22 protein-coding genes are annotated in these 26,136 nt (G+C 36.6%); 7 read left to right on the top strand and 15 right to left on the bottom strand.

The window, feature by feature from the left end:
- Positions 1 to 2 precede the first annotated feature (2 nt).
- The 7 genes from CKV81_RS12760 to CKV81_RS12730 all read left to right on the top strand — a co-directional run bounded on the left by CKV81_RS12760 (position 3) and on the right by CKV81_RS12730 (position 13,131).
- Complete coding sequence (locus CKV81_RS12760) at positions 3 to 437, top strand: hypothetical protein (RefSeq protein WP_095073859.1); 435 nt, start codon at positions 3 to 5, stop codon at positions 435 to 437.
- Complete coding sequence (locus tag CKV81_RS12755; protein ID WP_095073857.1) at positions 437 to 2,428, top strand: type IV secretion system DNA-binding domain-containing protein; 1,992 nt, start codon at positions 437 to 439, stop codon at positions 2,426 to 2,428. The genes CKV81_RS12760 and CKV81_RS12755 overlap by 1 nt, the downstream gene beginning before the upstream one ends.
- 5 nt (positions 2,429 to 2,433) lie before the next feature.
- The gene (locus CKV81_RS12750) at positions 2,434 to 3,261 is read left to right on the top strand and encodes a M23 family metallopeptidase (RefSeq protein WP_095073853.1); all 828 of its coding nucleotides are present in this window, start codon (positions 2,434 to 2,436) and stop codon (positions 3,259 to 3,261) included.
- The gene (locus CKV81_RS12745; protein ID WP_095073850.1) at positions 3,251 to 3,985 is read left to right on the top strand and encodes a hypothetical protein; all 735 of its coding nucleotides are present in this window, start codon (positions 3,251 to 3,253) and stop codon (positions 3,983 to 3,985) included. Before CKV81_RS12750 ends, CKV81_RS12745 begins: the two co-directional genes overlap by 11 nt.
- A gap of 11 nt (positions 3,986 to 3,996) precedes the next feature.
- Positions 3,997 to 6,759 carry a JAB domain-containing protein gene (locus CKV81_RS12740; RefSeq protein WP_169842775.1) on the top strand — a complete coding sequence of 921 codons (2,763 nt, stop codon included), beginning with the start codon at positions 3,997 to 3,999 and terminating at the stop codon, positions 6,757 to 6,759.
- A gap of 73 nt (positions 6,760 to 6,832) precedes the next feature.
- Positions 6,833 to 7,495, top strand: a complete 663-nt coding sequence (locus CKV81_RS12735; protein WP_095073846.1) for a hypothetical protein — start codon at positions 6,833 to 6,835, stop codon at positions 7,493 to 7,495.
- A gap of 53 nt (positions 7,496 to 7,548) precedes the next feature.
- Positions 7,549 to 13,131: an Eco57I restriction-modification methylase domain-containing protein gene (locus CKV81_RS12730; protein WP_095074540.1), complete on the top strand. Its 5,583-nt coding sequence runs from the start codon at positions 7,549 to 7,551 to the stop codon at positions 13,129 to 13,131.
- Positions 13,132 to 13,134: 3 nt separating this feature from the next.
- Here CKV81_RS12730 and CKV81_RS13400 read toward each other — a convergent pair whose 3' ends face one another.
- From CKV81_RS13400 to CKV81_RS12650, 15 genes are all read right to left on the bottom strand, one after another.
- Positions 13,135 to 13,560 (bottom strand): ribonuclease H family protein, encoded by a 426-nt coding sequence (locus CKV81_RS13400; protein WP_157727438.1) that lies wholly within the window; start codon positions 13,558 to 13,560, stop codon positions 13,135 to 13,137.
- A 242-nt stretch (positions 13,561 to 13,802) separates the two neighbouring features.
- A complete protein-coding gene (locus CKV81_RS12720; RefSeq protein ID WP_095073842.1) occupies positions 13,803 to 14,078 on the bottom strand; it encodes a DUF3853 family protein in 276 nt (91 codons plus the stop codon).
- Between the two features lie 133 nt (positions 14,079 to 14,211).
- Positions 14,212 to 15,381, bottom strand: coding sequence for a hypothetical protein (locus CKV81_RS12715; RefSeq protein ID WP_157727436.1), 1,170 nt, complete (start codon positions 15,379 to 15,381; stop codon positions 14,212 to 14,214).
- A gap of 206 nt (positions 15,382 to 15,587) precedes the next feature.
- Complete coding sequence (locus CKV81_RS13635) at positions 15,588 to 16,457, bottom strand: carboxypeptidase-like regulatory domain-containing protein (RefSeq protein ID WP_258454377.1); 870 nt, start codon at positions 16,455 to 16,457, stop codon at positions 15,588 to 15,590.
- A 201-nt stretch (positions 16,458 to 16,658) separates the two neighbouring features.
- Entirely contained in the window at positions 16,659 to 17,300 is a 642-nt protein-coding gene (locus CKV81_RS12700) for an AAA family ATPase (protein WP_095073838.1), read from the bottom strand.
- 14 nt (positions 17,301 to 17,314) lie between these two features.
- Positions 17,315 to 18,187, bottom strand: a complete 873-nt coding sequence (locus tag CKV81_RS12695) for a transcriptional regulator (protein ID WP_095073835.1) — start codon at positions 18,185 to 18,187, stop codon at positions 17,315 to 17,317.
- A gap of 6 nt (positions 18,188 to 18,193) precedes the next feature.
- Positions 18,194 to 18,451 (bottom strand): helix-turn-helix domain-containing protein, encoded by a 258-nt coding sequence (locus CKV81_RS12690; protein WP_095073833.1) that lies wholly within the window; start codon positions 18,449 to 18,451, stop codon positions 18,194 to 18,196.
- A gap of 424 nt (positions 18,452 to 18,875) precedes the next feature.
- Positions 18,876 to 19,748, bottom strand: coding sequence for a carboxypeptidase-like regulatory domain-containing protein (locus tag CKV81_RS12685; protein WP_095073830.1), 873 nt, complete (start codon positions 19,746 to 19,748; stop codon positions 18,876 to 18,878).
- Positions 19,745 to 20,617, bottom strand: a complete 873-nt coding sequence (locus tag CKV81_RS12680; protein ID WP_157727434.1) for a hypothetical protein — start codon at positions 20,615 to 20,617, stop codon at positions 19,745 to 19,747. The genes CKV81_RS12685 and CKV81_RS12680 overlap by 4 nt, the downstream gene beginning before the upstream one ends.
- A 15-nt stretch (positions 20,618 to 20,632) precedes the next feature.
- Positions 20,633 to 21,790, bottom strand: a complete 1,158-nt coding sequence (locus tag CKV81_RS12675; protein WP_157727432.1) for a hypothetical protein — start codon at positions 21,788 to 21,790, stop codon at positions 20,633 to 20,635.
- An 8-nt stretch (positions 21,791 to 21,798) separates the two neighbouring features.
- Positions 21,799 to 22,527, bottom strand: a complete 729-nt coding sequence (locus CKV81_RS12670; RefSeq protein WP_095073823.1) for a hypothetical protein — start codon at positions 22,525 to 22,527, stop codon at positions 21,799 to 21,801.
- A 27-nt stretch (positions 22,528 to 22,554) separates the two neighbouring features.
- Complete coding sequence (locus CKV81_RS12665) at positions 22,555 to 23,388, bottom strand: GLPGLI family protein (protein ID WP_157727430.1); 834 nt, start codon at positions 23,386 to 23,388, stop codon at positions 22,555 to 22,557.
- Positions 23,378 to 24,544: a hypothetical protein gene (locus CKV81_RS12660; protein WP_095073819.1), complete on the bottom strand. Its 1,167-nt coding sequence runs from the start codon at positions 24,542 to 24,544 to the stop codon at positions 23,378 to 23,380. Before CKV81_RS12660 ends, CKV81_RS12665 begins: the two co-directional genes overlap by 11 nt.
- On the bottom strand, positions 24,541 to 25,293 hold the full coding sequence (locus CKV81_RS12655; protein ID WP_258454376.1) for a CPBP family intramembrane glutamic endopeptidase: 753 nt from the start codon (positions 25,291 to 25,293) through the stop codon (positions 24,541 to 24,543). The genes CKV81_RS12660 and CKV81_RS12655 overlap by 4 nt, the downstream gene beginning before the upstream one ends.
- Positions 25,286 to 26,026, bottom strand: coding sequence for an RteC domain-containing protein (locus tag CKV81_RS12650; protein ID WP_258454606.1), 741 nt, complete (start codon positions 26,024 to 26,026; stop codon positions 25,286 to 25,288). Before CKV81_RS12650 ends, CKV81_RS12655 begins: the two co-directional genes overlap by 8 nt.
- Positions 26,027 to 26,136 lie beyond the last annotated feature (110 nt).

The raw sequence follows: 26,136 nt of genomic DNA, 5'->3' as shown, positions 1-26,136 counted from the left end.
TTATGGCTACCAAAACCACCAACAAACTGAAAACACTTTTTCTAAATCTGAACCTCGACGGACTTATGACCCCGAAAACCGACAACCCGAGATTTGTTGACGAATTCAACGACACCGTCAACGAGGCAAGCATCATGAAGTTTCAAAAGGAATTCATTAGCCTGTTTGACGAAAAATATTTCTGCATCCGCTTTTTCTACGTTTACGATTGGCTTCAATTCAGAAAGCGATTTGAAATCTCCGCTACAGATTCCGAAAAATTTGAAAAAGCCGTCCAATTGATTAAGCCGCTTTACGGCGTAAAGGTGTATTACGACAAGATTTCCAAGGAACATTTTACGGACATCATCCTTTTCCTGCGGGAATTTGCCTCGCTGTGCCACATCGACATCTCTTTGAACGACATCAACACCATTATTGAAAACAGATACCCATAATGCAGGAACAGCAGCACCAAATCAAGATTTACGGATTCTTCCAAAAATTGGTCTATGCCGTCGTGGCGATGGAATGCATCACGTTGTTTTTCCTACACGCCAATGTTCCCGTGCTTTCAAAACTGTTGGAGGGATTTGCCAAGATGGGGATTTTCTCCCCGCCCATCAACGCCAAAATTTCGACACTGATTTTAATCGCCATCGTAGCGGCGGGAACCAAGGCGAAGAAGAAACAGGATTTGAACATCGTGAAATCCATCATCCTGCCGATTATTTTCGGTGTCGGAATGATGGTCGGCTCACTCTTCCTCATTCCTCTTACCGACGACAGATCCATCCCAAACATCCTGCCCGGAATGAACGTCTTCCAAATCGGATACGCCCTGCTTTCCCTTTTGGGAGCGATGATTGCACAGATGGGTGCCGACAGCATCTCGAAATACATGCAGCAGAAAATGGGGAAAGACCGATGGAATGTGGAGGAGGAAAGTTTTGCTCAAAACACAGAATTGGCGGAAACCGACACGTCGGTGAACCTGCCCTATTTGTTCCGCTACCAAAAGATGACGCACAAGGGATGGATCAACCTCAATCCGTTTCGTGGAACGATGGTCATCGGAACGCCCGGCTCGGGAAAATCGTTCGGCGTCATCAATCCCGCAATCCGACAGATGGTCGCCAAAGGTTTCTCGCTGTGTATCTATGATTTCAAGTTTCCCGACCTTTCACAGATTGCGTACTACCACTATCTTTTGAAGAAATCCAATGATGGAGGATATCAACATCAATTCAACATCATCAATCTGAACGAGGTGGAAGGCTCGAAACGAGTGAATCCCTTTAAAAAGGAATACATCCGAACTTTGGCGGAAGCACAGGAAATGGCGGAAGCGATGGTTTCAGCACTGCAAAAAGGTGGTGCAAGTGCAGGTGGCGGTTCGGAGCAGTTTTTTACGCAATCAGCAATTAATTTTTTATCCTCGTGCATCTACTTTTTTGCAACTTACGAGAACGGAAAATTTTCCACACTGCCCCATCTTTTGGCTTTTATGAACAAGAGTTACGAGGAAATATTCGAGACGCTCTTTACTCACGAGGAACTGTCCTCGCTTCTTTCTCCCTTCAAGACGGCATATGACAACAAGGCATTCGACCAATTGGAGGGACAGGTCGGAACCTTGAAAATCTTCCTCTCAAGATTGGCGACCAAGGAAAGTTTTTGGGTGTTTTCAGGCGACGAAGTGGAACTGAAGATTACCAACAGCGAAAATCCGTCGATAATGATTTTGGCTTCCAATCCCGGAACACAGGACATCAACTCAGCCCTTTACTCTTCCGTCTTAAACAGAACTTTGACCTTGATTAACAACAAGGGAAATCTTCCCGGCGGAATTATTGCCGACGAGTTCCCAACCATCTACATCCACAAAATCGACAATGTGGTGGCAACCGCAAGAAGCAACAAGATTGCCGTGCTTTTGGGACTTCAGGAAATTCCGCAACTCCGACAGTTTTACAAAAAAGAAGTCGCAGACACCATTTCCGCCATCGTCGGGAACATCCTTTCAGGTTCTGCAAGGGATAAGAACACCTTGGAATGGCTCGAAAAACTATTCGGAAAAATAAAGCAGAAAACCTATTCGCAGAGTATCTCGCAACAGGGAACCACCACGAGTATCAACGAAAAGATGGACAATATGATTCCTGCAGGAAAAATCGCCGCACTCCGCACCGGAGAAATGGTCGGAATGATTGCCCAAAGCGAGGAAAACGACAACTCGGAATACAAATCTTCGGCAATCAGCGGGAAAATCAACCTCGATATGGAGAAGATTAAACACGAGGAACAGAACTATGTGAAAATGCCGACCTACTACAATTTCACGGACAAAACGGGAAAAAACCGAAAAGAGGAAGTGCTGATGACCAATTTCCGAAGAATCAACAAGGAGGTGGAACTCATCATCGACGCCCTGAAAATCTTAAACTGACCAAAATGAAACGATACATCCTACTTTTTACCGTGCTCATTCAATTTTCGATAAAGGCACAATTCAACACTGTGACTTTTGTGAAGAAAATGGAAGAAAACAAACCTGAATTTATTGAAAATTCAGGCAAGCAAACTAATTCTAAAACCAATGAAACAAGAGTTTCTGAAAAGGGAAATTTTTTGCTGAAGAATTCTTCAAAGAAAGTCTTGCTTAAGGAACTTGATTCTCTGAAAAAGATGATTTTGGAAATGAACAAGGTAAAGCCTATTCCACATCAATTAGACATCAAACGCGTGGAAGATTCCCTTATCCAAATCCTTAAAAGAAATCTTTCTGTGGAAAAATCGGGATTGCAAAAATCCTTAAAACCAAAGGAAGAAAATGTTCTTTCCCCGAACAAGATTATGATGCCCGTGAAAAATGCACTCAACTTGAGTTCGGCTTTTGGAAACCGCTTCCATCCAATTTTTGGCGGACAAAAATTCCACAACGGCATCGACATCAAGGCTCGATACGAAAATGTTTTTGCCGTGATGGACGGCATCATTACCGAATCGGGATGGGACACCAAAGGTGGCGGAAACTACATCAAAGTCCTGCACCACAACCGTTTCGAGACCGCCTATCTGCACCTCTCCGAAAAATATTATAAAGCGGGAGAAGTGGTAAAGGCGGGATTCGTCATCGGCAAAAGCGGAAACTCGGGAAACTCAACCGGACCGCACCTGCATTTTTCCGTGAAGGAATTTGGAAAATTCATCAATCCCCTGAATTTTCTGAACGAACTCATTCAAGCAAAACAATTAATCGCACAACATTATGAACACTAACCCACTACCAACAGACGACCTAAAAAAATTCGGCATCATCGAAGCCGACAATTCGTTCTCGAAAAGACTGAACGCAAACGACATTATCGAGTTTATGCAGGGAAAAATCCTTGTCGCCGACAACGAAAAAGACCGAATTACCTTCCAACTGACCGACAACAACTCCAAATTGGAGGTAAAGGTCTATCAAATGGAGCATTCCCTTTCCGAAATTTTAAACCAATCCAAAAAAGACTCGGTACAGTATGTTTCGGAGAAAAATCTGAACGAACAAAACCCCAATTTGAACATTGCTAAAAAGGCTTTCCTCTACAACGAATCCACAAAATCGTTGGAGGAGTACGATATGGTTCTGAATGCTGAAGTTCTGACCAAGACTATTTTGGGGCGAAACGATTCCGAGGAAATCAACCGCTACAAGGACGAACTCCTGAAATTGAAAGAATTCCTGCAGGAAAAAATCGACAAGTATCCCGAAATCGCCAAGGACATCATCAACGACCTCAATATCGTGTCCAAGGAAATCAATACCGTGAACGAGGTGTCTCAAAATCCAAAACAGGCGCAAAAACAGCAGCAGTCCGAAGTACGGTTGGATGTGAACGACCCCGACCTTTATCAGGATGCGAATTCCGCAAGGGAAGCCAAATCGCAGCACGAGGACGAGGAAAACGATCAAGAAATCGAACAGGAACAAGAAAAACGTAGAGGATTCCGCAGGTAATTTTTATGGCGATGGACATAGACCTTTTTAATTATCAAAGCAAATATGGACCGAACACGAATTTCCGCTTTCCAACGGACGAGGCGACGAAATATCTCAAAACTTCGGAAGGCAAAGTTTTACCGTACAAACTTTTCAGCGGGAGAAATGATGCTTACCCAAATTCCGCCATTCTACGGGAAAAGGACAATCAAGGTTATGCCAATGATTTTGCGCTCGTAGAGAGGCAGTTTTCGGAAAATAAAAGTCTTTCATTTCGAGCGGGAACAAAAGTTTCCGATGTGAACGATGTGGCGTGGCTTTTCCGCGCCCTTGAAGACGAGGCGGTGGAACACACTTTTGCACTCTACAAATTCAAGGACGACAGTTACCTTGTTCAGCATCTTTCGACAGGCGGAATTACTTCCACGGTGGTGGATTTGCGCTTGTTGACAGGAAATGTCTTCAAAATGCAGCCCGAAAGCATCACGCTCGTCCACAACCATCCAAGTGGACAGCTGATTTCTAGCAAACACGACCGACTGATGCTTCAAAGATTGCACGATATTTTTGACCATACGGGAATCAAGGTGGAAGACGGCATCGTCATCAACCTTCGTTCGGGAAAATATTTGGTTTTCAATGGCGAGTTGGGAAGTGACCGTGTATTGGAACTTTCCGAGCAAAACCAACCGCAGGGAAAAGTCAGCACCTTTTCTTTCAACAAGCAGATTTTTGCCGCCAATTATCAGCCGTTCAAAATCAGCAGTCCCGAAGATAGCGCCGCGTACATTTCAAGCCAAAAGTTTGGATTGTCGGACAAAACGGAAGCCATCATCCTGAACAATGCAAACGACATCGTGGGGAAGTTCATTCTGCCGCAACATCGACAGTTCGAGAAACTGACGGAATTGATGACCATTCACGCCGGAACCGGAGTCATACTTTATGGAAATAATATGAACGAGCAGATGTACAAAGATTACCGTGAAAAACTAGAATTGATGGGATTCACGGCTTTGGACGCGATTTTATTGGAAAGCGGAAATTTTCATTCCCTTTATGAAAAGACTAAAATCAATGTCTATGACCATCTCGTGGACAAGTTTAGCAAGAATAATCTGAATGCGGAGCCGATGGTCGGCGAATTGGGAAATCGATATGGCTCGAATGAAAAGATAACCGTGGAAATCGGGGTTTATGCGAATGAAGAAGCCAAATCCGTGGTACCAAAACCTTTTGATTTTGACTCGACTGAAGAACTGAAGGCATACTTGGATTTGACGATGTCGCAGTATGATACACACCCGATTCTTTTGGTGAGAATCGCCAAAGGAAAACAGCCCTTTTTATTGGACAGGCTTTCTCAATACGCACTGAATGAACTGATGAACGAGGTGGAAAACCATTTTTCATCAAAAAATGTCGTTGAAAATACCTTGACTGAAAATCACGAGGAGAAATTTCTCAAGCATATTCCCGAGGAGCGTCAAGGTGAGGCATTCCATATCAAGGTCAATCGCTCGGAAGCAGAATATCTTTTGGCGAACGATATTTTGGAGGACATTATGTGTAAAGAATATGGCGACGACGATGATTGGGTTGGCGTTACTAAAGACGATATGGATGAGGAAATCGGCGGTTTTGACGAGGAATACATAACCTTTGAAATCGACCTTTCCCATAATCCACCGGAAGAATTTGTAAAGAAAATCCTCGAAGAACTCGAATTATTTAATGGCATTTTTCATCAGAAGGAGATTCCGAAAGATGTTCAAAGCCATTACGAATTGACCTTTTTTGACAAGTACATCACGCCCAAAACCAAAGCCTATAAAGATTTTATCTCCGAAATGGAAACCACTTCCCCCGAGATATTCTTTAAGAACGGAGAACGCGAATTTTCCGAAAAGGAAAAAAAGTGGATGCAGATTTATGATTTTAGAAATGGACTGAATCCCGCTCCCAAATCTGCTTCCCTACAACAAATAACAAATCAAGACAACCAAAACAATTTTATTAACAACCCAAAAACAAGCATTATGAGCACACAAGAATTCGACACTGCGCAGTACCTGAAAGACCAAATGAAATACCTAGGTTTCGGGGAAGGAGAAAAACTCCACAAAGATTTGGAAAACGCCATTAATGGCGAGGAAAGACAGTTTGAAATCAAGACGACTTCAGACAAAACCCTGCCCGAAAACAAGGTGGATTTTACCCTTAAATTCAACAAATCTGAAAAGGGCGGAATCTTCCTGAACGCTTATCAGGCGGAACTGACCAACGACAAAGGCGAAAAATTCACGCACAACTTCGGCGTAGGCAAGGAAAATTCCTTTACCGCAAAAGAAGCCGTAAATCTTCTTGAAGGCAGAGCCGTGAAAACGGAACTGAAAAACACCAAGACCGACGAGATGATTCCCGCCTTTGTGAAACTGAAATTCAACGAGGCCAAAAACGACTATGGAAACTACAAACTCGAAATCTACAACGAAAATTACGGGGTGGACACAGGGAAAATTGTGGATAAGGCAGGTCTGATTTTCGACAAGCCGGAATACAGAGACAACGTCATCAAGTCTTTGGAGAAAGGCAACATCGTGAAAGTGAAATTTTCACTCGACAACCAAACCGTGGAAGGAAAAGCCGTTTTGAATCCGCAGTACAAAAACCTCAACCTGTACGACAACGAGATGAACCGAATCAATACCAACAAGCCTTTGAAGGGTTTGGAAGTTGAGAGTCCCGAAAAGAATCAGGTGAAACAGCAGAGTATTTCAAGAGGAATCTAAAAACCATTTCAACATCTAATCTTCGGCGGTAAATGACGGTGTTGTTTACCGCCTTTTAACAACCATCAATGCTATGAAAATTATAATTCTGCTATCGGTGCTACTATCTTTTGTTTCGTGCAAAAAAGAAATCATCGCCAAAAAAGGCGGACTCGACATTATTTCCAATGTCTATATCGGTGCTTCCAAAAACCTTGAAAATCGCAGGAGTTTCCTGATTTCGAGGTTAAATTATTTGGGAGACTCCATCGTGGAAATTGTTCCCGAACCCGAAATTCCCGAAATGAGCCGACATCTATTCTTCATCAAAGATTCCGTGTTTTATCCATTGGAACCTGCGGGAAATCTGTTGCTTTCTGAAATTTCAAAGAAGACGAAACCTTCCTTGGTTTTTGATAAAAAAGCGGGCGCCATCTTTTCGAAAGACCCAATTCCCAATTACAGAAACCGCAGAAATTTGAGCGATACCATCTTGTTCAATAAGAAATTCAGACGCTTCGAAATTAATTCGCCGTGGAATTACACGAGGTATTATGTCTATCCAACAGACACGATTTTGCCGTATGCACTTTATCGGCACGCCGAGAAAGATTATTCGGGAAGAATTGAGCGTATCGATTCCTACAACAAAAAAGACGATGTCTTTGTGTCGATGCAACTGATTCCAAGAAAAAATTGGGACAACGAGGCGAAAGAAATCTTTGAGTTCAACCATTTTGCAACCCAAAGGAAATAGTGGAAAATAGATATTCTCAGGATGAAATACGGCAGATTTCGGAAAGTCTTTCCATGTTGGACTATTTTCAGGATTTGGCGCGAAGAAATCTCGTGCGTTACGACCGAAAATCGGGAAAAGACCACTATTTCCTCACGCCTGAAAACAAGTTTTCGGTGAATGAAAGAAAATATTTCGATTTCAAAACCAAGGAAGGTGGCGAAATCATTAAAGCCGTGATGCATTTTGAGAACAAAAGTTGGAAGGAGGCAATGGAATATCTAAAACAATTTTCTCCAAATCACTTTAACCATCCTATCTCCACAAATCCACAATCATCAAAAACCTTGAATAATTCAACTATGGTGAACTCCTCTCCTAAAATAGTGAACATCATTCCACCCAATAACGAGACGCTTATCGATTATTTTAAAAATCGGGGGATTTCTAGGGAGATTCTTGCGGAAAACACCAAACAGGTTCATTATGAATCTAGCGGAAAATCCTATTTCGGATTGGGTATCGAAAACCTTTCCGGCGGTTACGAACTGCGAAACCCGATGATAAAGACCAAAATAGGAAAAAGCGACATTTCCGTGGTGGAAGGAACAAGAAAAGATGAAGTCATCGTTTTTGAGGGAATGACTGATTTGCTTTCTTTTCTGCAACTGCAGAAGGACAATCAGATGAAAAACACTAGAACTTTGGTGGCGCTCAATTCTGTAGTAAATTCGGACAAGTTCATCAAGTCCTTCCAAGATTTTGAGGGGAAAATTTTTCTTTGTCTTGACGGCGACGAAGCAGGAAACTATGCCACGAAAAAAATCCTTTCCGAAATGAAAGACCTAAAAATAAAAGATGTTCGACTTCTTTACGGAATATCAGAAACGGGACATAACGATTTGAGCGATTATCTGCAAAAGAAGGTGGAGAATCTGAAAAAAAGCCTTAATTTAGAATGTTCAAAACACAGCCAAAATGGAAATACTGAACCTCAATCCGAAACAATATCCCAAACTCTCCAATTGGGAGGAAGAACACCTGAACGAGACCTTGGAAAACCTGAGCAAATCAGCCAATCCGAGCAACAAAACCATCAGCAGAGCAGACAAAAAATGGACGGCGAAAATGCTAGAAATGGATTTACAAGCGCAGTCGGGAGCCATCTTCGAGGAGCAGGAAAAATGGGAACACCCGCACTTGGAACACAACCAAAAAATGCTCAAGAAAATGCAGGAGCAGAAAATTCCGTGGTCGGACGGTTATCCGGAATAGCCGACAAGACAGGAATTGCTGAATTAGACCGAATTTTAGAACAACATAAAGATCAGAAACTGACCAACGAACAAGTTGCGGAAATCGTCTCCGCGACTTGTTTTGTTTCGGATGATAAGGAAGTTCATCTGAAAGAGCATCTGAACATTACCGACGAACTCAAAAAAATTTGTCGTCAGTTCAAAAGCGGCGGAATGCTAAAGGAAGGTCGTGGAATTCTTGATGAATATTATACGGACACCAAAATTGTCGAAGCTGTCCGAAATTTAATCAAAGACCATTTTTCGGGAAAAGACCATATTTCTGTGCTTGAACCGAGTGTTGGAACGGGTAATTTCATCAATGCCTCGAAAAATTTAAGCGAAAACATTTCCGTCAATTCTTTTGAAATCAACGAAACTTCTGCGAAAATTGCCAAAATCCTACATCCGGAAATTACCGTCAATCTGCGTTCTTTCGAGACGGAATTTATTTTTGAGAACGGCACGAAAAAAAATCCTGAAAATTTTTCGGAAAAATACGACTTGGTTCTCGGGAATCCGCCTTATGGAGAACATCGTGGCATCTACAAAGGTTTGGGCGAGGAGAGCAAAATCTCAAAATACGAGGACTATTTTGTGAAGCGTTCCTTAGATTCTTTGAAACCAAATGGAATTTTAGCAATGGTGCTTCCTTCGGGATGGATGAACCGACAGAAAAAATTGAAATCCGCCGAATTGCTTGAAGCCTACCGATTGCCTGCAGGTGCTTTTTCGGGAACGAAAATCGGAACGGATATCGTGATTTTGAAAAAGACTTCCGATAAATTGTCCCGAGATTATTCCGAATATTTCGAGAAAAATTCAGCCCATATTTTGGGGAGCATCAAGGAAAAAACCAACCGCTTCGGAAAACTTGAGGAATATGTTTCCGGAAGTTTGGAAGACGCTCTCGCTATTCTTGAGCAACTTCAAAACAACAAAAAGCAAGTCCGTATTGGAAATCTTTTTGAAGACCTTGATGCAGAAATTTCACCGCCACCAAAACCTTTGCAAAAAAAGGAAAGAGTTTCGGACAAAAAAACGCAAGATGCAGAAGAAAAAAATGCAGAAGTTTTTGACCGAACTGCTCAAATCGATTTGGCAAAAGCGAAAGTGGAAGACGTTTTGGCGCACCTTTACCACATCAAATTCAAGTCATCGCTTATAACTTCGGAGATTTTACGGTATGAAAAATTGAAGTCTGAACTTTCAGAGAAACCCGAAATTTTTGACCAAAAACAGATTGCGGAACTGCTGAAAAAAGCGGAAATCATCATCAAATCTAGAAAGGAAAGAAATTCCGAATATGAGATTCAAACAAAACCTGAAATCAAGAAAGGAATACTGAAATATCAGTTTTTTAAAAATGATGAAATCGTTGATACAGCGCTTCAAAATTCTTCCAACATCAGTCCCGAACAGCTATCTGCTTTTCACGATACGGAATATGACGGAACACTCAACAACAGAGGAAAACATTACGAACTTGCCAATTATTTTGAAGGACGATGGATGCACGATTTCTATTATGCTGAAGGAAATATTTACGCCAAATTGGAACAATTGGAACGTGATTTTGCCGATAAAAATGCAGTCGGCGGTATGGACAACCAATATGAAAAACAAAAAGCGCTCCTTGAAAGTGTTTTGCCTAAACCCAAAAGTTTGGAAGACATCATTATCAGTCCCAACCACGAATTTGTCCATCAATTTTCAATGGGAAAAATGGAAAAGGAAAAATGGAATCCAAACACAAGACAAACGGAAAACGTAAAAGAGGATGCGTCTTTGGCGGAAACTTTCAAAACTTTTGTGAGTTCGTTGCCCGCTTCTGCTTTTGCGGGTTCGTCGTCGTGGGAAGTGCGCAGTTTTGTAGACAATGAAAATGTAACCGGAAGCGACAAGGAAAGAAATGCGCTGATTCGGGAAAGAAGAAAGGATTCCGCAAACGACCTTTTTAGAAAATATGTAAAAGAGGAACTTTCCGAAGAAACCCGAAATCGCTTTGTGGCGGAATTCAACAGAAAGTTCAACAATATCCACGTTCCGGATTATTCGCGGTTCCCTTTGTTTTCAAAAATCAATAAAAATTTCAAAGGAGAACCGCTTTCCTTGACCGAAGTTCAGCGAGCCGGAGTCGGAAGATTGACCACGAAAGGTGTCGGACTTTTGGCGCACGAAGTGGGATTCGGGAAAACACTTTCGGGAATTATCTCGATGCACGAAGCGATGCAAAGAGGAAATGCAAAACGACCTTTAATCGTTGTTCCCAATGCAAATATCCTGAAGCAATGGGTGGAAACCATTTTTGAAACGATTCCCGAAGCGAAGTTGAATGTTTTGGGAAACTTGGGAAGGGATTACGATTTGTCACATTTCGACAATAAGGACGGGGAAATCACTTTGGTGACTTACGAAGGTTTCAACAATATTGGTTTTTCAAGGGAAACAACGGAGCAACTTGCGTCCAAGTTTTCTTACATCACCGAATCAGAACTCAAATCCATAAAAAACAGCGAAAGAGATTCGCAAATTGAGATTCAAAAAGAAAAAGAGGTGGAAGGAAAAATGAGGCGCGGAAAAATTTACGATTGGGAGGATTTCGGTTTCGACCACATCACTTTCGATGAAGTGCACAATGCCAATCACATCGTCGGGAAAGTGAGGATTGAGGACAGAAGATTTTCTTCGGATTTTAGAAATCAGAATCAGCGGACATCGGGGTTGGGAATCAATGCTTGGATGGCGTGTCAATACATTCAGGAAAAAAATAACGGCAGGAATGTTTCGCTTCTTTCGGCGACGCCTTTCACGAATAAGCCTTTGGAATACTACTCTATTTTGTCGCTTATCGCCAATAAAAGATTGGAGGAAAGCGGATATTTCAATGTGAACAACTTCTTTGAAACCTTTATGGAAGCCGACAACGAGATGGAAATCGGTGCGACAGGCGATGTAAAATTCAAATCGAATGTGCGAAGATTTAAGAATAATTCACTTTTTCAGCAATTGTTGTCGGAGTTTATTGATTTGAAGGGCGAAGAAGACAATCCCGAACTGAAGCGACCTAACCGAATCAATAAGGAGTATAAAATTGAGCAAAATGATTTGACGAAGGAACAATACGAAATTTTGAATGATTCTTTTTCGGAGAAGGAACCGGGAGCGATTCTAACACATATCCTTAATGCGAGATTAATTGCGATTTCACCCTATCTTTCGATTCATTACGAAGATGAAAATCCCACCACAAAAGAATTTATCGAAAATTCACCGAAACTGAAACTGACGATGGATTTGATTTCCCAAAATAAAAAGGATGTTCCGAATGCAGGACAAATCATCTATTCCGAATTGGCGGTTGCAGAATTTCCGAAATTGAAGGAATATTTGGTTTCGGAAATCGGTTTTAAACCCAATGAAGTCGGAATTATTACGGGATCGACCACAAAAAATCAGCGGATTGACATTCAGAACGATTTTAATTCGGGGAAAATTAAGGTGATTATCGGAAGTGAGGCGATTCAGGAAGGAATGAATCTGCAGGAAAAAACTTCGGATATGTATCTGCTTTCCCTACCCTACAATTTTACTTCGCTTCGGCAAGTGGAAGGTCGCGCTTGGAGACAGGGAAACCAATGGGAAAATGTGCGCATCAATTATATGCTTACCAACGACAGCATCGATGTTTTTATGCTTCAAAAATTGCAGGCAAAACAGGCGAGATATCTTGAAGCGATGAAAAAGGGAGCAAATGTGGTAGATGTTTCCGATGTGAACACACAGGAACTGAAAACCGCCATCATCACTAAACCTGAAACTCGTGCGAACATCGAAATTGAACTTTTAAAGAAAAAACTGCAAAATGAAAAAGACCGATATTTCGCCGACCAATCTTTTGTCCTACGAAAATTTGAGGATTATACTAAAGTAAAAGAAAAGTTGGACTACGCCATCTCAAGTTTGAAAAGAGTAGAACAATGGGCGAAAGACGCAGGTGAAGACAGCACTTGGAATCGCCATATCTATAATTACGAAGACAATGTGAATCGAGCAAAACAGGAACTGCAGGAAACCATTGACCATCTCGCAAAAAAAGGCGTGAATATCTCTGAAATAGAACTCCAAAACGAACTTACCGAAAAGAAAATTGCCGAATTTGAGGAACAGATTGAAAAACTTCCCGAAGTTCAGTCGGCCTTGGTGTTGCAATATCAGAAAGAAAATGAGGAACGGTCGAGAAAGGTTTCTTTGGTGGATAATTTGGCGGAAAGAAAGGTGGAAAATGAAGTTTTGTTTGGAAGTGAAAAAATGAAAAATCAATCCATAGTAGCGGAAAGAAGTATTGGAAAGAACCGATAAATCTTACTCTTTTGGACGAGTGATATTGGGAACTTTTTGTAGAGAAATGGAATTGGAAGGCGCATTTTGCAGATAAGGAATGAGGTTTTTTACCGAGAGTTTCCAATTGGTAATGGGTTTTCCCAATGCGTTTTTCCAACCATTTTCTAGCCAATTTCTGTATTTTTCTTCAAGAGCGTTTTGCATATTTTCTTGGTAGCAATCTAGGGTTTTGGCAAATGAAAGAAACTCATCCAAAGATGGAATGCTTATTTCTAAATCTAATTTTGGAGTTTCTGCAATTGTTGGCGTAATTTCTGATTTTGGAAATTTCTTTTCTGAAGATTTGATTGCTTTTTGTTTCTTTAGAATTATTTTCTCTTTTTGGAAACTTTCTTTTTGGGTTTCACTATTTTTCGCATTATTTGTTTTTTCAAAATTATACTGCACGGAACCACCTTTGGGGATTTCAAAATATAAAAGCCCTACCCTTTTCAGTTTTTCTCGGCAAATTCTTACCGTGTTTCTGCTGATGCCCAAATCTCGTGAAATTTGAGTGTCAGCAACGGAAAATTCTTTTGCTTGATTTTTTTTCAATTGCCACAACAGATAGAAATACATTGAGACCGTCGATGTTCCCAATAATCCGAAATCGCAATGATTCCAAATCCGCTGAAACAATTTTTCATTCGTCATTTTTGTGTAGGATTGTTTTCAGAAAAAAGTTGAAGCGCTTTATCCACATCAATGACGATGACTTTTCCATTTTGGATAATGGCATCATCTAAAATCCCCGATGCTTTGATTTGGTAGGCTTTGGAACGAGAACAACCTAAAATCTTAGCCAAACCTTTGATGCCGTATTCGTAGGTTTTTTCTTTGGTTACTTCTCTCTGCAGTTCCTTAAACTCGTCAATGGTGAGTTGCCACAGGTATTTTTTGGTTTCCTTGTCCTCTTTTCCCTTCATCTTGGTTTTTACTTTTATGAAAATTTTGATAAAAGTAAAGTGGTAAGACGGATGCTACAAGATATTCAAAAGGTGGATAAGTGAGTTGATTGGTTTATTTTTTTGAGATAGAATATGTTATCTGTAGTTGTTTTTATAATTCAATTTTAAACTTAAAATTACGTTTTAGAACTTCTTTTGCTCTTTTTTGTAACCAATTCTCTATTGATTCGTTTTTTCTTAACAAATTTTGTTCAATAAACGTTATTAAATCTTCTTCTGTTTTTATTTCATGCAATACTTTTCTTAAAAATTTCACACCTCCTTTCTCAATAATTGCATCAATAATTAATGCGCCTGTCAAATAAGCAGTTGAAATATTTTTGTCAAAATTGGAACTATTTTTAATGGATAATCTATAATTTTTGTCTATTAATTGATGATTTTCTAAAAGTTGAAATAATTCTTTGAAAGTATATTGTTGCAAAGCATTTTCACCATCATGATAAATACTTAAACCTGAAAGTAAATAATAGTTTGCATCAAGATATTTTGAGTTTATTGCATGAATCAATTCATGTCTATGGAACTCACGATAAAATTTGGTTGTGTAAATAATATTATTTGAGGTGTCATAAAATGCACATTTCTCTTGTGTAGTCATTGTTGGAACAAAATCAAATCCTGAATTACTAAAAACATCAAAACAATTTTCTGAAATAAAATAGTCTATATTTTTATCTAATTTTATTTCAAAGAGATTAAACATTTTTTTTAAATAATTATTTGCTTCTTTTGCAATATCAGTGTTAAATTCATAATTCTTTGGAAAATGATAATTTATCATTTCGGTATTTTTTGTTTCCCAATTTGATGTTGATTTTAGTAAATAATCAGAAAATAAATAATTGTTATCAATTTTATAAACTAAAACTTTTGTTATAGCAAAAGGGTTTAATTCATTTTTTTCAGAAGTAAAATAGAAAATTGAAGATAATTCATATTCTGATTTTGAAATTTTTCTAATGCCTAAAATTTGATTCCTAAAATGTAAATTGAACAAAGAAGGATTATAAAATCCTTGGCTTGAGAGAAGATTGCAATTATCACTTTTTAGAAATTTATTTTGCATCCAAAATGAACATTTTCCATTAGAATTTGAGTTCATTGTTGATAAATAATCTTTCCAATTTTTTGTAATTAAAATCTGCTCCTCGTCAAACAAATACTCATAAGGACTTTTTTCACTTATTGTTTGTGAAAACAATAAAGAATTACATAAAATTATTAAAACATTAAGTATTTGACGCATAGCTGGTGACAATTACAGATAACGGAAAAAGTATTGGCGAAGTGCGGGCTAAAATGGACTGAAAGTTCAATTTAGACTAAACGTAGCCGATGCTTTTTTCGGATTGTCAAATTAAGAAAAAAATCAATACGAAAAAGCAGCGGCGGATAAATTTTACAAAAAGTTCAACTTTTCCTTCACCCCGCATTTTGCCAATACGATGTTATCTGCTGTGTTTATTATTTTTCTGTTTTTACATCAATATTTATGGCTGGAACGACACCTGCAGAAATTTTTTGCCAATTTTCAACATATACTCTTAAAAATCCTTTTCCGAAAAGACCTGCACTAATCCAAAATTCATCGCTGAAATCTGGTTCAAGCACTTGATAAGCGACAAATATTCTGTCGTTAATCCAAATGTTTTTGTCAGAAACATCTAAAGTAAAAACGCCATTCTTAATATTTTGCTTACTGATTTCAAATATTATGTCTTCTGAATTAATAATCTCGTTTGGAATTCCATTTTTTTCAGAATAGATTGTAAATCTTGAGCGTAGTGAATTGTTGAGTTCAAACTTTGCAAAATTCATCTTAATTCTTAATAATTTGGATCTTTTCTTATTGTCAATTTGAATTGCAACTTCGGGATTTTGCATTTTTTCAAGTTGTTCCTTATTGAAATTTTTCTTTGCATAATCTGAACTTCTTGAAATAAAAAGAATGTGTGGCCTTTTCATTTTAGAATTGCTTCCCAAGTTTTGATCAACATAATTTTTACCTAAAATCGATACTTCTTCAATGCTTATGACTCTCGGATTTAAAGAAATTTTAATAGGATTTGTAAGTTCTAATGTTGAAACTTTGTTTAGATAAGTTTCAAATCCTGCAACTTCTATTTTGATTTGTGAATTTTTATCAATACCGGTTAGATCAATACTGAAATTTCCATTGTCATCGGTTAAACTTCCAACTTGCAAATTTTCGACCCCAATTTTAACAAAACCTATGGGAGAATTATCTTCGCTTGAGACTATTGTTCCGTTAACGATTTGGGAATAACTCAAAAAGCCCAAAAATGTAAATATAAATAATGTTAATTTATTCATGTTTTATTTGATGTAGTGTTTTTTTAACATAGCAGATAAACCCAAATATACGCAATTATCACAAATCACCAAATAGTGAATAAAATTTTATAAATTATTGATTATTAGACACAAAACCATTTATAAGCATTTGTAAGCATTTGTATCGCTTAAAAATTGTTAGAAATACAAAATATACATTTAAAATTTTTGGAATAAACCTTACTTTCTCTTATCCCAACAACTTTCTTCATATCCAAAAAGATTAAACATTTCACGCATTCTTGAACGTAGTCTATTTCCGTAAATGGTTTCAATTTCTGTTGCGGTTAGATTGGTCGTAATATGCGTTATCAATCCTTTTTCTTTAAATAAATCGTAGCGTGTGAGGAGAATTTCTGCCATTACATTGCAGTCGTTCCCGAAGTATTTGGACGCTGATTCTGCTCCAAGATCATCAAAGCAAATGGCACGAGGTTGCCGTGTTTCGTTATAAAGATTTCCCCGAGAATATTTCTCGATGGTTTCGTAACCCGACTGCATAAATTCTGACACAATCTGCCTAGTAGAGATGATTCCGAAAGATTTTCTTTGGGACGGGAATTTCTGCATCAACATCATCAAAGTAGTTTTTCCACAACCAATTGGTCCTGTTAAAATCAATCCTTTATTAAGGTCGATGTCCATTTCTTTTGCCACCAATTCATCTTGTAAAAACCACGCCAATGTTCCAAAAATAATTCCCCGTTCGTTTTCTGCAATTTCAAATTTTCTGCCAAGAAAATCCTGCGCGATTTTGGTTAACAGAGCCACAACTTGCCTGTAATCGTATGACATTTCAATTTCTCGTTTGGGAAGTTGCATAATGGTTGAAATTTTCAGAGTTTTTCTTGATAGGATTTTTGAGTGTTTGCATTTAGATGATTTGCTTTCGGAATGGAAGGCATTTTTGAAAATCCACTATTTGTAGATTTCGAAGTTTCAAAACCATATTTTTTGCTGTTCAAAAGCCATTTTCTAGCACTTGCCTGCCAATTTTTCATTAGAGAATTTCCACCTACAAGCCAACCGTTGCTTTCGTAGTAGTTGAAAAATTTTTCGGCTTCCAAAATTGTGGAATCTTTTTCCTCAAAAAACATTTTCACTTCCCATAACTCGGGCGGAATGTTGGAACCTTGTTTTTCCATTTTTGAATTAAATCTATTTTCTTCTACCAATAACCTTTGTGGTTGCGCCGCTCTCTTTGTAAAGTTTTTATAGTTTGATAGGTTTTTATAAGGCATCAATGCTTGTTCAGAACCTGTATGAATTTTGGTATCATTGCTGTTCATTACTTGTTCAGCACCCGTCTGTTTTTTGATATGATTGTCGTGCGATTTTTGAACGGGTTCCTGTTCATTTTTTGCATGGGTAATTTTTTGGTTTTGAATAAAATTTTCTTCACTGTTAATTTTGTCTAAATCTCCAAAGTCAAATAGATGCACCAAACTTCCTTTGTATGGATTGAAGGACGGTAAATATTCAATATATCCAAATTGGTGTAGTTCCTTGATGCATTTGTGGTAAGTTCCATAAGCCGAAATTTTGCTAAGTTTCATCATCTCGTTTCGGGAAATGCTGATTGGATTTCGAAAGAGATTGAGATTCCAAAACTGAAACAATGCGAGATACAGACTGATGTGTGTAGGATTCAGTTGCTCATCATTCTGAATTTTATCGAAAAAACCTGTTAAATGCCGAATGTAGTTCATAACTCTTTATTTTTGATTCAACATTTTTTCGATGTCCTCGTAATTGTAATAAAGTGTTCCACCGACTTTGGAAAACCTTAAAGTCCCATTGATTCGTAAAGTTTGAAGTGTTCCTGCTGAAATCTTCAGCATCTCCCTCACTTCTGCAGATTTTAACCATAATTTTTGTTCGGTTGTCTTGAAATGAAAGAGATTTTTGATCTCTTCAATGAGTTCTGTTTTGAAGTTCTGCAAGTCTTCCTGAGTGATGATGTTTGTTACCATAATTTTTGATTTGTTTTGTTTTGACAAATTTTGGAATTACGGGAAAATAAAACACCCAAGGTTTTCCCAAGTTGGGTATGAAATTTTTGAACGAGTACGATGCGAAGGTGTATCGGAGCGTATTTTTTTGAAAAACGACAAAAACCTCAACAAATTTCTGACGAGGTAAATCTTGAAAGAAAGGTGTTTTTCAGGTGTTACACAAGTTGGGTGATTATTATAATGTAAGAACTTTGGGTTAAAGTTTTAAATATTCTCAAAAGTCGGGAGACTTTGCGCAGCGGTGTAATGAGTAATGGGCAACAAGTATTCTCCCCCAATTCGCTTAGCAATATCGTGCCAACTCCGCTATTTTCCATTATTAACAAAGGCTTGGATTTCTTTAATAAACGAATAAGGTTTTTTTACTCAAATATTTCCTAATTTATCTCTCAATTTTCACGTCCACATTTATGGCAGGAACAATACTTGCCGGAAGAACTCGCCACGGTTCGAGGTAACTTCTTTGAAACGCTTTTCCTAAAAATCCTGCGCTTACAAAGAAATTCCCTTCAAAATTTCTGTCCAATGGTTGAAAGCTGATAAAATGTTTTCCTTTCAGCCAAATGTTTTTTCTTGAAACATCGAGTGTGCAAACGCCGTCTTTTATCGCATCCTTCGAAATTTCAAAAACAAGGTCTTGTGAATTAACTAATTGATTCGGTTTCCCATCTTTTTCATCATAAATATTGAATCTTGCAGGAATTGGCTTATCTAAAGTGAACTGTGCAAAATTCAAATTAATTTTCATCAGTTTCGTATTTTTCTTTGGCTCAATCGAAATGGCGATTTCGCTTTGCGGTTGGTTGAGTTCTTCTTCGGAATAGCGTTTTTTGACATTCTTCGAGTTTTTCGAAAGATAATCGATATGAATGCTTTTGGATTTTGAGTTGTAACCGAGATTTGCATCTTTGAATTTTATCGGCGTAATCGCGATTTCAGGAATATCGCTGATTCTTTCTTCCAAGAAAATCTGATGATTGTTTTGGGAAATAAATTTGCCAACCGAAATCTGAAAAGGTTTAAAACCCGCGACTGCCACAATTAAGTTTCCGCTATTATTCACATTGGTGAAATCTAAAGAAAAGCTTCCTTTTTCATCTGCAATTGCTCCCAAAATTTCGTTTTGAATTCCGATTTTGGCAAAAGGAACGGGTTTTTTGGTTTCGTTGGAAATGATGGTTCCGTGTATGATTTGCGAGGAAAACCAATTGGAAAACAATATGAATATTAATAAATAAAGGTGTTTGAATTTCATCGTAATTTATTAACAAATTTTAAATATATACTAAGTTTTGGCAAATTATATTCGTATCTTAAAGAATCGACATTTTTTATGTTTTCTATTGGATATGACCCTAATTTTTTCGTTTCTGCGTCAAATTGTAGCTGAGTGCCAAATTTTTGTTTCTTTTTCTCGCTCGTTAAATCTCTATCGATTAGATATGCTTTATTGCCTAAAGAAAAGGAGTTTAATTTCGACACATATTCCAATATTTCCTTTCTGAAATTAATCTCCATGTCGCTATGTTGAGCAATATAAAAAATACTTTTGCTTGCCAAACAATCACAATCCTCATCAAGTATTTTCTTTAAAGTATGTTTTTTTATCAACGATTTTACAAATTCCCTGCTTATTGAATCATGTTTAATCATCAAACGAGTTATGCTGTCACTTTTTTCAGGATTACTTTGGTATTTATTAAACAATCTTCTGTATTTTTGGTCATCTTCATAAATCTGATTCCAATCGATTTGGCTTAATTCACTGTTTTTATTGCAAGTACTGTATTGATTGTAATATTGAATTAGTTCTTTGGTTCCCAAATCACATTTGCTTATTTTATCATGATTTTTTTTGATTAGTTCTTCCGCTAATAAAAAATTCTTTTTCTCTTTTGATTTTGTTAGATATTTTAAAATTATCGCTTTTTTGGAATCATTATATGAATGAAATAATGGAATCAAGTTTTTTTGGGTATAGTTTGAAAGGGTTGCGCTATCAGAAAGTAAATTCAAACTATCTGCCTTTTGCATTTGATTTACTAAATTTACAGGTGTATTACTAGTTTTCAGACAAGAAGTAAGAAATAAAAATGAAACAAAACAAACAATAATATTTTTCATAATTAACTGATATTTTTAGTTTAATTTTTCCGCATATTCTGCAATAAAATGCTTATTCGGTTTCAGATAAACCACATTGTTCTGAAAATCTAAAATCGCATTGAACCTTTTCAAAATCTCGTTACCTAAAAAATTAGTTTTAAAACCTGCAGGTTTATTGTGCGAATTTATTTGTGCAGGAACGCTCTGTAAAACATATTTTCCAACATGCAATTTCGGAAGCAAAACCGTTTTTACAGGGATTTCCTCGTTTTGAGAGTTATACATTTTTGTTTCCTTGATAAGTTTAAAGTTTTCAATTCCTAAACTGATTTCTTTCAAAATATCATTATCCAACATTACGGCTCTTTGATAACCGCTGTCAAAAAGATAGCGGGTTTTATGTTTTTTGCCGTTCTGTTCTAAATCTAGATAAATACAAAAGTGTTCTTTCATCAATTCCATATCAAACTTTTCATAATCTTTGCTGATTTTGGGAAGTTTGGAATGGGCAATCATCAAATTTTTATCATGATCGATTTCCAAGACTTTTCCGTCGAAAGCGTTCCAACCAAACATTCCGCCCGTTCCTTGTCCTGTTGTATCGATAGGATAAATCTGCTGATGTTTCCATTCAAGATTTCCGATTTTAAAATTATTGTCACTAATGTCGTCCATCGTCAACTTTTTTCCTTCGGGATTTAAGAATTTTTTTATGGATGATTTTATCATATAGAAATCTATCGAACCTGTATCAAAAGTGAGAAAAATAGTGTCTTTTTTATTGAGAACCGATTTTACTTTGATATTGTTGAACTCCGTAATTTGAAAGGGAATTGTATCTCGTAAGACAGGTTTCGCTTTGGAAAAGTTTACAATTTCGGGACTTTCAAATGTCGTGTGGCAAGAATCTTTGCCTTTTAACAAAACAATAAAATCAAATTTTTGCTTTGGTTTTAGTTTAACTTCAATAGAATCGATATCTGTAACAAGTTTTACCGATTTTGTTTTGGCGATTTTTCCTGTGGTGTACACATCGGGTTTCAGTTTTGGGTTTAAAGTCCAATCCGTTATTATTTCGCCGCTTTCAATGATTTTTACATTTGGGGAATTGGATTTGATGATGGGAAGTTTCTTTTGGGAGAAAACCATTGTAGAAATTAAACAAAAGAATAGTAAGGCAAAGTTTTTCATTAAGATTTTCAAATAGTATTACTGTTAGAATAGAAATCAATAATCTCGGGAATGTGAAGAAGTTGTTCTAAATATTTTTTAAGATTTTCAGTTGTCAAATCCTGATTTTCTTGAATTTGCATACTTCTTAAACTGCCATCTTTTTGCGGTGCAATTAGAATTATTTTACCATATTTCAAATTATATAGTTTCATATTCACAATTGCAAACTGCTCATTTTCTATTGTAATAAATGCAGAAAAATCGATCTGATTATTCTTTGTTTTGATATAACCTTGTCCAATTGCATCAGGGAAATTTCTTGAAACAATTTGAGACTTCATGGATGAAAATTCTTTATCATCAACAAAATCAGTCAAAACAGCGATTGTAAAAAAGACATTGTCTTTTCCTTTTATTCTATATTTATTTAGTTTGCTCTTTCCTTCAAAAAAACTTGTATAAACTACCTTTTTGCCGTTCACATCAATTCCGTAGAAGTTTCCAAGTGTTCCAATTCCTGCAAAGGTGTTTTTACTAATGCTGTCATAATCGGGATATGGAAAAATGCCGTATGTAAATGGCCCCATTTTTTCACCTTTAATTGCCAATTCTTCTTTTACTCTATTAAAATCGAGCGCATTATTTTGGTTCTGAACCTCTAGTTGTTTTTCTCTGACTTTCGAGATTACATCGTAGTTTTGCGCACTACAGGAAATTGCAAAAAGTGAGAAAAAAAGAAAACGGGTTAATTTCATATCATCAATATTTTAAAGAATTACCAATTATTTATTCGGATACACAATCGCCTTATCCAACTCAATCGGATTATTAAATTTCTTCAATTGAGTTCGCAACGTCTCATTGATTTCTCTTTGGTTTTTCGAGTTCACCACAGTTCCGTCATTCAAGAAGAATTCAGAATTATTTGAAGAACCAATTGCATTTTTAATGAAGTTCACAGGAGAATCGTAGTAAGAAAGTTTGGAACTTTTGTACTTTTCCCAAGTTACGGGAACGCCCATTTTCTTTGACATTTCGATGAATTGGTTTTCTTGCGATTCTTTAAAGTTTTCAGATTTTACCAATGAAAATTTATAGTTTCCCTTATCGTCCTCAAGTTCTACAATCAATCCAGGCAATCCGTGAAATTTATATGGTCCTTCCTGAAAATGGATTTCCTTTGCAAACCAAGCCATCCAATTTCTTTTTCCCCAATTTGTAGTCGCCTTTTGTAAAGTAAGACCATTGATGACTTTTTTTTCATCCGATAGTTTCCAAATCTGCGAATCTTTTGATTTTAGGTTTAGAACCGTATTTTCAAGTAAATCGTATTCTTCAAAATCTTGGCTTCCTTTTTTGTGCGAAATAATATTTGAAGTATTGAGTTTCATCTCTTTTGGAAAAGGGATATTGTTGTTAATCAACGAATCTGCAACAAAAAAATCTCGGGAATAATAATCGGAATGGGTCGGAAAAATATCCAAATGCCAATTTTCCTTGGTCATCAAAGTGGAAGTAGAATCTTTTTTATATTCCACATCATAGATGAAACGGTGCGTTTGTGAGTTTGCAAGGAAACCAAAAAGCGCCAATAAAATCAAAAATTTATTCTTCATCAGTTTTTTCATTTATAAATTGTTCTTCTTCTTTGCTTAATAGAACTTCGCCTTTATCCTCAGAAACTTTCATTTTGTTCCAAAAGGGTTTATATATTTCCACAGGATTTTCAACGCCTTTTGCTTCTGTTGGTTGAAAGTTTTTGAAAATAATTTCTCTCGCGGAACGTAATTCAAACGTTTTTGCATCCGTAATTGTTTTGAAACCTTCCGCAACCACGCTCACTTTTGAGGGAACATATTTTTCACCATTTTTATAGAAATCGAAAATTATAGTTCCGTCACCACGTTGCCGAAAATATTCTTTTCCGTTTTCATCTTTCATTTTTTCGGGCGGAAAATTGCTTTGGCGGAAATTCATTTCATAATAGGTAATCGCTTTGTCTTTTTTGTTGTAGGTAATTCTCCCTCTATACAAAAGGTTTTCATCTGTTTTTATGGAAAATGAAATTTCCTGTTCTTCTTTATTTTCATGAATTAATCTTCCTGTTGTAAGTGATTTTTTGAAACCGATAAAACGATTGATGTTGAATAATTCATAACTGAAAAATAGACTTCCGATATAATCATGTCCTTTATCTTGCTTTTTAACTTTAATAAAATTTTCATAAGGTTTTGATTTTAAATATCTTAAATCATCAATTTGGAGTTGCACAAAATTATCAAACTTATTGTTGAATGCTTCCTTGGAATTGTAACTTCCATCTCTGCTCCAAAATTTTCCGTGGGCAATCATCAGCAATTTCATGTCGTTATTTTCAAATGCTCTCTGTTTAAAAGTAACATCATAAATCGCGGATTTGTCGTAATAAATTTCGGAATATCGGTTGGAAACGTCTTTAAATATTTTCTTCACATCTATATTTACAATCTTTACTTCCTCGATGTCCTGATAAAGTGGCGTCAAAGAAATTATTTCCGAAACTTTATTCAATTTTTCAGTTTGATATCCTGATTTTGAAGTTTCTAAATTCTTTACATTTTCAGGAATTAAGGCGAATCCATCATCATTGGAATAGACCACCTCATTAGAGAAAAGAAGTCGCACATTGGAAATCGGTTTCGAATCTTGTGAATCGATAACTTTGATTTTCTTTAAGTTTTGCGAGAATAGAAATCCGCTAAAAAGGAAAAATAGTAATTGTAAATATTTCATTTAATCATCGTTGATAAAGTCCCAAAAAAGTTACTAAAGTTGTGTGATAAAATCGCAAGCAAAATACTTCTGCTTTTTATAGTTATCCATCCCCAAATATATCCTGCAAAACCTGTTTGTATAAAATATACCGCATCAAAATCAATCGAAAAACCTTTATCAAGAGTTAGTGCGTGCATAAAACCGAAAAGAACTGCTGTAATTAACACACTCGGATTTCCAAAAATTGAAAAATTGTCTTTTAGAGCAGTTGACAAAAGTCCGAGTAATATTCCTCTAAACATTATTTCTTCATCAATTCCAGGAACCGAAATTTGAAATGCCAAAGTTTCTAAATCAAATTTTTGATTTCCCAATAAAAACCAAATGACTGTGGATATTAAAACTACTAAAATTGCTCCAATTTTTGCTTTTTTGAAGCCGTCTTTATTTTGTCTAAAAGTGAAGAAATCGTTTTCAATAAAGTATTTATTAAAAGTAAAATAGGATAAAATACCGAAAATAATTCCATAAACTTTTCCATCCCAATTCCAACTGCTTGTTATGAAATCGAAAGTCGAATTTATTTTTGGAAAAACAAGGCATAACTGATAAACGACATAACAAAGGACAAAGATTAGCAATCTTTGAAAATTAACTTTTGTTTTATCTTTTAGAAATAAAATTGCAAAAGGAATTAGAATCAAAACCTGCAATAATGCTTCTGCTAATATTTTTGTGATAAAATTCTGTTTAAATAAATTACGCATCCGATTCGTTCATTTTGTCATTCAATAAATTTTGCAATCCTGATAGGAATTTTGTTCTTGCATTGCGGTTCTTAATCTCAAGATAAGAACGGTAAACATCTCCTAAATCCGTATTGAAAACCACTTCAAAATATTTTGCAATTTCTTTGATATCAGCCTGTCCATTATTGAAAGAACCTTTGTAATAGAGTGCATAAATAAGTTCAATCAGCGAGGCTTTGCTGTCCGTCCAATTCAGTTTCACTTTGGGTGCAAAAATTTTATGTTCATCAGGTTCGGTTCGTTTCAAACGATCCAATTCTTCTTTCAAGTAAACTTCCAACATATCATTGGCGATGATTCTTGCCACTTTAAAATCATGAGAAGTGGTAAATTTCGGGTCGGATTCAAAAACGAAAGTATCAATGCTCAAATGCATATCCAATTTACCTCGGACAAAGTATTTATAATCCATAAAAGTATTTTGAGCACGATAGTAAGCATAAAAGTCAGAGTTGTTGTTAAAATATCTTTTCAGTTTTTTCAGTTCGTCCCGCAAATATTTTCCAACAATTTGCTCTCCACCACTAGGTCTTTTCATTTCTATATTATAAACTTTATTGAAGTATATAACCTTGGAAAGAAAATGCGGCTTTATATATTTAAAAAATTCAATCTCTTCAGTTTCTGATTGGAATTTATATTTCAGAATAAACCTCTTCAATTTTTTTAGTGCTTCCAAGCATTCCTTCATTGACATTTCTGCCAAAACAATATTTTTGTGATTTTCAAGACTAATAAAATGCAGTCGGCTGTTGAGTTCCGACTCTAGATTAGAAGTAAAGTTTTTCAAAGAGTGTCGTC

Origin of the sequence: Chryseobacterium taklimakanense, from assembly GCF_900187185.1 — a bacterium.
Classification (GTDB): Bacteria; Bacteroidota; Bacteroidia; order Flavobacteriales; family Weeksellaceae; genus Planobacterium; species Planobacterium taklimakanense.
Note: the sequence above shows the minus strand (reverse complement) of the source record. Positions and strands in the feature narration are given on the sequence as shown.

Bases quoted from the DNA above. Each gene is read 5' to 3' on its own strand.
- CKV81_RS12760 (WP_095073859.1), top strand. From the start codon at position 3: ATGGCTACCAAAACCACCAACAAACTGAAAACACTTTTTCTAAATCTG.
- CKV81_RS12755 (WP_095073857.1), top strand. From the start codon at position 437: ATGCAGGAACAGCAGCACCAAATCAAGATTTACGGATTCTTCCAAAAA.
- CKV81_RS12750 (WP_095073853.1), top strand. From the start codon at position 2,434: ATGAAACGATACATCCTACTTTTTACCGTGCTCATTCAATTTTCGATA.
- CKV81_RS12745 (WP_095073850.1), top strand. From the start codon at position 3,251: ATGAACACTAACCCACTACCAACAGACGACCTAAAAAAATTCGGCATC.
- CKV81_RS12740 (WP_169842775.1), top strand. From the start codon at position 3,997: ATGGACATAGACCTTTTTAATTATCAAAGCAAATATGGACCGAACACG.
- CKV81_RS12735 (WP_095073846.1), top strand. From the start codon at position 6,833: ATGAAAATTATAATTCTGCTATCGGTGCTACTATCTTTTGTTTCGTGC.
- CKV81_RS12730 (WP_095074540.1), top strand. From the start codon at position 7,549: ATGTTGGACTATTTTCAGGATTTGGCGCGAAGAAATCTCGTGCGTTAC.
- CKV81_RS12720 (WP_095073842.1), bottom strand. From the start codon at position 14,078: ATGAAGGGAAAAGAGGACAAGGAAACCAAAAAATACCTGTGGCAACTC.
- CKV81_RS13635 (WP_258454377.1), bottom strand. From the start codon at position 16,457: ATGAATAAATTAACATTATTTATATTTACATTTTTGGGCTTTTTGAGT.
- CKV81_RS12700 (WP_095073838.1), bottom strand. From the start codon at position 17,300: ATGCAACTTCCCAAACGAGAAATTGAAATGTCATACGATTACAGGCAA.
- CKV81_RS12695 (WP_095073835.1), bottom strand. From the start codon at position 18,187: ATGAACTACATTCGGCATTTAACAGGTTTTTTCGATAAAATTCAGAAT.
- CKV81_RS12690 (WP_095073833.1), bottom strand. From the start codon at position 18,451: ATGGTAACAAACATCATCACTCAGGAAGACTTGCAGAACTTCAAAACA.
- CKV81_RS12685 (WP_095073830.1), bottom strand. From the start codon at position 19,748: ATGAAATTCAAACACCTTTATTTATTAATATTCATATTGTTTTCCAAT.
- CKV81_RS12680 (WP_157727434.1), bottom strand. From the start codon at position 20,617: ATGAAAAATATTATTGTTTGTTTTGTTTCATTTTTATTTCTTACTTCT.
- CKV81_RS12675 (WP_157727432.1), bottom strand. From the start codon at position 21,790: ATGAAAAACTTTGCCTTACTATTCTTTTGTTTAATTTCTACAATGGTT.
- CKV81_RS12670 (WP_095073823.1), bottom strand. From the start codon at position 22,527: ATGAAATTAACCCGTTTTCTTTTTTTCTCACTTTTTGCAATTTCCTGT.
- CKV81_RS12665 (WP_157727430.1), bottom strand. From the start codon at position 23,388: ATGAAGAATAAATTTTTGATTTTATTGGCGCTTTTTGGTTTCCTTGCA.
- CKV81_RS12660 (WP_095073819.1), bottom strand. From the start codon at position 24,544: ATGAAATATTTACAATTACTATTTTTCCTTTTTAGCGGATTTCTATTC.
- CKV81_RS12655 (WP_258454376.1), bottom strand. From the start codon at position 25,293: ATGCGTAATTTATTTAAACAGAATTTTATCACAAAAATATTAGCAGAA.
- CKV81_RS12650 (WP_258454606.1), bottom strand. From the start codon at position 26,026: ATGAAGGAATGCTTGGAAGCACTAAAAAAATTGAAGAGGTTTATTCTG.